At 62.7% G+C, this 5,501-nt stretch carries 4 protein-coding genes; 1 reads left to right on the plus strand and 3 read right to left on the minus strand.

Going from position 1 to position 5,501, the window contains the following annotated elements; all coding sequences use genetic code 11:
- Positions 1-466: 466 nt before the first annotated feature.
- Entirely contained in the window at positions 467-1,405 is a 939-nt protein-coding gene (locus EN893_RS16620; RefSeq protein WP_348625597.1) for a GlxA family transcriptional regulator, read from the plus strand.
- Positions 1,406-1,443: 38 nt separating this feature from the next.
- Here the strand turns inward: EN893_RS16620 and EN893_RS16625 are convergent, their stop codons facing one another.
- The 3 genes from EN893_RS16625 to EN893_RS16635 all read right to left on the minus strand — a co-directional run bounded on the left by EN893_RS16625 (position 1,444) and on the right by EN893_RS16635 (position 5,459).
- Positions 1,444-1,785 (minus strand): peptidase inhibitor family I36 protein, encoded by a 342-nt coding sequence (locus EN893_RS16625; protein WP_023812325.1) that lies wholly within the window; start codon positions 1,783-1,785, stop codon positions 1,444-1,446.
- Positions 1,786-1,953: 168 nt separating this feature from the next.
- The gene (locus tag EN893_RS16630; protein ID WP_127272437.1) at positions 1,954-2,802 is read right to left on the minus strand and encodes a DUF1194 domain-containing protein; all 849 of its coding nucleotides are present in this window, start codon (positions 2,800-2,802) and stop codon (positions 1,954-1,956) included.
- Between the two features lie 95 nt (positions 2,803-2,897).
- Positions 2,898-5,459 carry an FAD-dependent oxidoreductase gene (locus tag EN893_RS16635; RefSeq protein WP_127270286.1) on the minus strand — a complete coding sequence of 854 codons (2,562 nt, stop codon included), beginning with the start codon at positions 5,457-5,459 and terminating at the stop codon, positions 2,898-2,900.
- Positions 5,460-5,501: the final 42 nt, after the last annotated feature.

Raw genomic sequence — 5,501 nt, forward strand, 5'->3', positions numbered from 1 at the left:
CCCCTCTTCCCCCGCCGCGAAATGAACCGGACCACCGCCCTCGAGCGTCAGCGTCTCGCCAACACCATGCCCGGCCAGACCGGCGCCATGAATGCGGCCCGCCTCGGCTTCGTCGCCTGAAGATTTTTAGGGGCAGCGCATCCCTGCCGCTGCTTTAAAACTGTAACGCCGCCTGGCTCCAGCCAAGGCGGCGTTTTTGTTTTGCGCGCAGGCAGTACGTTGCCCGTCCCTTGAACAGTTCGTGCCACTTCCAGGGCTCGCTGCACGCCGATTGCCCGTTTGCGACCCATGTCGCAAATTTAATCTCGTCGTAGCGGCGTAGCCGATTGACAGACATGGTTTTTCCTGATGTCGCTATGCTATTCGCGACATCCTGTTCGCGCCATGGCTGTGTGAGGTTCCCTTGAACGCCGTAAAGCATCCGATCAAGCGATCGTTTGTATTCTTCCTTATTCCCGATTTCACCATGATCGCTTTTGCGACCGCGCTCGACCCGTTGCGTTCGGCCAATCGCATGCTCGGCTACGAGGCCTATCGCTGGCGCCTCGCCAGCATCGACGGCAAGCCGGTGCGCGCCTCGAACGGGGTCGAATGCGCGGTCAACACCTCGCTCGAGGACGAGCGCAAGAAGATGGCAGGCCCCGACCGGCCGAACATGGCCATCGTCTGCAGCGGCATCAATGTCGAGCGCTACCAGAACAAGTCCGCCTTCGCCTGGCTGCGCGAGGAATACAATCGCGGCGTCGCCGTCGGCGGCCTGTGCACCGGCGCGCATATCCTCGCCGCCGCCGGCCTGCTGTCCAACAAGCGCTGCGCCATCCACTGGGAGAACCTGCCGGGCTTTTCCGAAGCGTTCCCGAAGGCCAACGTCTTTGCCGACCTCTTCGAGATCGACCAGAACATCTACACCTGCGCCGGTGGCACCGCCGCACTCGACATGATGCTGAAGCTGATCGGCGACGACTTTGACGAGAACCTCGTCAACCGCGTCTGCGAGCAGGTGCTGACCGACCGCGTGCGCAGCCCCACCGACCGCCAGCGCCTGCCACTTCGCGCCCGCCTCGGCGTCCAGAACTCGAAAGTGCTGACCATCATCGAACTGATGGAGGGCAATCTGTCGGAGCCGCTGTCACTGATCGAGATCGCCGACCATGTCGACCTGTCGCGCCGCCAGATCGAACGGCTGTTCCGCACCGAGATGGGGCGCTCCCCTGCCCGCTACTATCTGGAAATCCGGCTCGACCGCGCCAGGCATCTGCTAATCCAGTCGTCGATGCCGGTGGTCGAGGTGGCGGTCGCCTGCGGCTTCGTCTCGGCCTCGCATTTCTCCAAATGCTACCGAGAACTCTACGCCCGCTCGCCGCAACAAGAGCGCGTCGACCGCAAGCAGCTGCTGGCAGCCTGATCCGACCCGTAACCGGTCTGCGCTCCGCCGCCTGAACCTCAGTAGTCGTCGCAGGTGCATTCCGCCGAGGAGATACGGTCGTTCCAGTCACTACCGCCCAAATTGCGGATCCTGCGCGTGATCTCGATCGAGCGGCCGCCCATCCGAGAATCCTCATAGGCCACGAGCGTGCAGCCGCGGCGGACGATCACCGACGACACACGGTCATTCCAGAACTGGCCGCCACGAAAATTTACGGAATCCTCGGCACCCATGCCGATGGACCGCCCGCGAAAATTCCCGTTCTCGAACATGATGCAGGCAGCCTGGTTGTATTGGGCGCTGGCGACGTCGGCATAAAGCACAGACGCGACTGCGGTCAGGATGGCAAGACGTCTCATCGGTGTTTCCTCGGTTTGGCCGCGCTCCTGGCTGGATCACGCGGCCCGCCCAGTTTGCCACTGCTTCGGTAGCGGAGGCAAGCCTGGAGCGTAAGCCCGAACAGGTAGGCAGCGGGGGCAAGAATGGGAGCCGGTTCGGCCAAAGATCACGCTCAACGGAGAAGAGCTTTAGCGGCTGTCGAACATCCAACTGCGGTTTCGCCACATTTTCTCACCGACCAGACAGTCGGTGGTGGACCTCTCCTGCGCCAATATCACCGGCGGATGCGCGGCTTCTTCCGCCGCCCATTGCGGCGAGGCCGGACCGGCGAGTTCCAGCACCAGCTTGCGGCGAATGGCTTCGGGAAACTGCGTCCAGTCATTGACCGGGATCATGAAGGCTCCGGGACCACCAATGACGCAGTCGCTGTAGTAGCGATCGAGATTGCTGACGTCGTAGGCGCCGGAAAAACCGCCTCGCGTCATCAGCGGCAGGCCATTGATGACGATGCCTTGCTTGATCAGCCCGTCGCGGGTCAGATTGACCGGCGCACCCTGGTTGTTGGGGCCGTCGCCCGAAATGTCGATGACCCGCTTCGTGCCCCGGTAGCCGCTTTCGGCAAACAGGTCGTTGCCGAACTCCAGCGCTCCGGAGATCGAGGTGCGCCGCGCGCTATTGGGCGGCTGCGCCGACAACTGCGCGACCACGCGCTCGGCGTCGGTGCGGCTGGCGATCACCGTCCACGGCACGATGACGCGCTGCCAGGTGGTGCCGGCCCATTCGACATAGGTAACGGCGATCTTGCCATAAGCGCCATCGGCAATGGCTTGCAGCACATTGTCGTGCGTCAGCGCCGCTGCGTAACCGTGACGCTGGATCTCGAGTTCGTCCGGTGACATCGACAGCGAGACATCGACGGCCAGCACCAGCTCGACATCGACGGGCTCGTCAGCAAGGGACGCCGGCGCCAACCAAAGCGTCAGCGCGAACGCGGCACAGCTCGAAAGCAAATGTCTAGCACAGGCAAAAGCAGACATTCCGCAAGGGTAAGCGAAAACCGCCGGCTTAAAAAGAGAAAAGCCCGGCCGGTGGCCAGGCTTTTGCCTTCATGCCTTTTTGCGCTTGCGAGCACTCAGCTGCGCGGCTTCAAATTCTCCGGATCGTAGAGCGGCTTGTAGCCGACGGCGGCGACTTCGACCGGATATGTCTCGCCAAAATACTCGATGGTGAGCTTACGGCCTTCCTGGGCGTACGCCCACGGCAGATAGGCGAGACCTATGTTCTTGCCGATGGTCGGGCCGTAGGCCATCGAGGTGGTGAAGGACCGCCGGCCGAGGTCGTCGACCAGCGTCTCGCCGGTCTTCGGGTCCATTACAGGCATGGTGCCAACGGGATAGCGGGCAACACCTTTGGAATCGACATTACTGGTCATCACCAGCGTGCACAGCATGGCCGGCTGGTGCTCGCGGGCTCGGAACTCTACATGCCTGGCCTTGCCGCAAAAGTCGTTCTCCTTGACCTTCGGACGGGCGAGATCCGCTTCGAGCAGATTGTACTCGGTCAAAAGGTCGGCGTTCTGCAGGCGCAGGCTCTTTTCCATGCGGCGCGTGTTGGCATAGGTCTCGACGCCGAAGGGCATCACGCCGGTCGAGCGCAGGGCGTCCCAGACGGCCAGGCCGTCCTCGTAGCGCATGTGCAGTTCCCAGCCCTGCTCGCCGACATAGGAGATGCGGAAAGCGGTGACATCCTTGCCGCCGATCCGGACCGGCTTGATCGCCGCGAATGGGAAGTTCTCAACAGAGAGCCCGTCCGGATTTTCGACCACCTTCTGCAAGGTCGCCCGGGCGTTCGGCCCCCAGATGCCGATAGTGACGTATTTCTCGGTCACGTCGGTGATAGTGACGTCGAAGCCTTTGTCCTGTGCCGTGCGGCGCATGTACTGGAAGTCGCGTGGACCGGCGTCCGCGCCGTCGATCAAACGACAGCGGTCAGCCATGCGGATGACGGTAAAGTCGGCCCGCACCATGCCTTCCTCGTCGAGGAAGTGGGTGTAGATGCCCTTGCCGATGTTGTTGTCGCCGCCGATCTTGGCCGCGCACAGCCATTCCAGCAGCGCGACATGGTCGGGACCTTCGATGTCATACATGGCGAAATGCGACAGGTTGACGATGCCGCAATCCTCGCTCATGGCGAGATGCTCGGCATTGGAGACGCGCCAGAAATGGCGGTTGTCCCACTCATTCTCGCGCACCGGCACGCGGTTGCCGTATTTCTCCAAAAGGTGCTCGTTGGCGGCATAGCCGTGGGCGCGCTCCCAGCCGCCGAGCTCCATGAAATAACCGCCAAGTTCCTTCTCGCGCTCCCAGAACGGCGAGCGCCTGATGTTGCGGGCCTTGGAGAACGGCTCGCGCGGATGCACCGCCGGATTGTAGACCTTCATCGCGGTCTCGGTGCAGCGATCCCAGATGAATTGCTCCTTGGTCTGGTGCGGATAGAACCGTGCATAGTCGATGGCATGGTGATCGATTGCGGTGCGGCCGTCGGTCATCCAGTCGGCGATCAGCTTGCCCATGCCGGGACCATCCTTGACCCAGATGGCGACGGCATACCAAAGGCCCCGCACCTTCTGGCTTTCGCCCATGGACGGGCCGCCATCAGCCGTCACCTGGAGAAGCCCGTTGAAGGAATGGCTCTCATTGTAGCCGAGTTCGCCGAGGATCGGCGTCAGTTCCATGGCGCGTTCGAGCGGTGCCAGGATCTGCTCCATGTCGAGGTCGCGCTGTGAGGGCGAAAGCCGCGCCTGATCCTTCTCCAGCAGGTCGCGCGGATGGCACAGGCGCGGATTGGTCTCTTCGTAGTAACCCCACTCGATCTGCCCGCCCTCGGCGGTCTTTGGATCGCCGGTGTCGCGCATATAGGCCGAGTTGCCCTGGTCGCGCAGCAGCGGCCAGCCGATCTCCTTGCCCGTGCCGGCGAACTCGTTGTAGGGGCCGAAGAAGGTCAGCGGATGGTCGATCGGCATGACCGGCAGGTCCTCGCCGACCATTTCCGCGATCAGCCGGCCCCAGATCCCGGCGCAGACGATGACATAGTCGGCCTCGATGGTGCCGCGGTCCGTCACCACGCCTGATATGCGGCCGTCCTTGACGACAAGCGACCGAGCCGACGTGTTGGCGAAGGATTTGAGCTTGCCGGACGCTTCCGCCTGATCGACCAGCTTGCCGGCGACCGTCTGCGAGCGCGGGATGACCAGACCGGCATCGGGATCCCAAAGGCCACCCTGGACAATCGCTTCTTCGATGAGTGGAAATTTCTCCTTGATCTCGGCCGGCTCGATCAGGCGGGCGCGCGTGCCAAACGCCTTGGCCGAGGCGATCTTGCGCTTGATCTCCTCCATGCGGCCGTCGTCGCCGACGCGCGCGACCTCAAGGCCGCCGATGCGCGCGTAGTGGCCCATCTTCTCGTAGAAATCGATGGAGTAGAGCGTCGTCCAGCACGACAGGAAATCGTGGCTGGTCGTGTAGCAGAAGTCGGAGGCGTGCGCCGTCGAGCCGATGTCGGTCGGGATGCCCGATTTGTCGATGCCGACAATGTCATCCCAGCCGCGTTCGATCAGGTGATGGGCGATCGATGCGCCGACGATACCGCCCAGGCCGACGATGACGACCTTCGCCTTTTTCGGAAACTCTGCCATTGCCCGCGACTCCAAAGTGATAAAGCGCGCGGACTATAAGGC

The sequence above is a fragment of the Mesorhizobium sp. M7A.F.Ca.CA.004.04.2.1 genome, from assembly GCF_004022825.1.
Taxonomy (GTDB): Bacteria; Pseudomonadota; Alphaproteobacteria; order Rhizobiales; family Rhizobiaceae; genus Mesorhizobium.